Below are 1,081 nucleotides of genomic sequence, written 5' to 3'. Positions count from 1 at the left end.
TGTATTGGCCCGGAGCGTTGTTGACGCGGCTGATCGGGGGCTTGCCTCCGAGTGCGGTGTGGCAGCGATGGTGGTTGTAGGTGTGGAGGAAGTCTGCCAGGGCTTTGGTGCGCTCTGCGTTTGAGGTGTAGGGCCGCAGGTAGGCCCACTCGTCGAGCAGGGTGCGGTTGAAGCGTTCGACCTTGCCGTTCGTTTGTGGCCGGTAGGGCCGGATCTTCTTGTGCACGATGCCGGTGGCGGTGAGGTTCTGGGAGAAGAGCTTGGACTTGTAGCAGGCGCCGTTGTCGGTCAGGACCCGTTCGACGGTGATGCCGTGTGTCTGGAAGAACGCGTTCGCCCGTTGCCAGAAGGCGATGGCGGTGTGCTGGCCCTCGTCGGGCAGGACCTCGCTGTAGGCCAGGCGGGAGTGGTCGTCGACGGCGGAGTGGATGTAGCTGTAGCCGATCACCGGCTTGCAGTTCTGCCGCTGGTTGGTGGTGGCTTGCCGGTTCCGGTCCCCTGCGGTCCTGCCCACGGTGCGCCAGCCGCCCCCGTCCGGGATGTTGCCCAGCTTCTTGATGTCGACGTGGACCAGCTCGCCCGGCCGGGTCCGTTCATAGCGGCGGATCGGCTCGCCGGTGGGTCGGTCCATCCAGGCCAGCCGGTGCATGCCGTGCCGGGTCAGGATCCGGTGCACCGTCGAGGCCGGCATCCCGAGAATCGGCCCGATCCGTGCCGGACCGAGCTTGCGAGTGGTCCGCAGGTGACAGACCCGGGCCTCCATAGCGGCCGGTGTGCGGTGCGGGACGGTGTGAGGCCTGCTCGTACGGTCGTACAGGCCGGCATCGCCCTCGGCCCGCCAGCGCCGGACCCACTTGTGAGCCGTTGCGCGCGATATACCCATCTCGGCCGCGACATGAGCGACCGGTCGGCCCGAGCAGACCCGTTCAACCAGCAGCCGCCTGCCGTGCACGGTCAGGCGGGCATTACGGTGGGACACGAAGACCTCCGGTGCGGTGCAGTCCTAGACAGCTCCACCACACCGGAGGTCTTCGCCGTGATCAAGACCCCGCAGATGTCAACAACGCTCGTGATCAATACA

2 protein-coding genes are annotated in these 1,081 nt (G+C 66.7%); one reads left to right on the top strand and one right to left on the bottom strand.

Translation table 11 applies throughout. From position 1 onward, the window contains the following. On the bottom strand, window positions 1–979 hold a 979-nt coding region (locus ACIP64_RS41490), incomplete at its 3' end, for an IS481 family transposase (protein ID WP_401598070.1). On the opposite strand from ACIP64_RS41490, the gene ACIP64_RS41485 reads away from it, so the two are divergent. Continuing rightward, window positions 896–1,081 (top strand): hypothetical protein (locus ACIP64_RS41485; RefSeq protein ID WP_401598073.1); only part of this gene is annotated, 186 nt, incomplete at its 3' end. The two genes, ACIP64_RS41490 and ACIP64_RS41485, sit on opposite strands and share 84 nt — an antisense overlap.

Source organism: Streptomyces sp. NPDC088733, assembly GCF_044751185.1.
In the GTDB taxonomy this organism is placed as follows: domain Bacteria; phylum Actinomycetota; class Actinomycetes; order Streptomycetales; family Streptomycetaceae; genus Actinacidiphila.
This window is presented reverse-complemented; position numbering and strand designations above follow the sequence as displayed.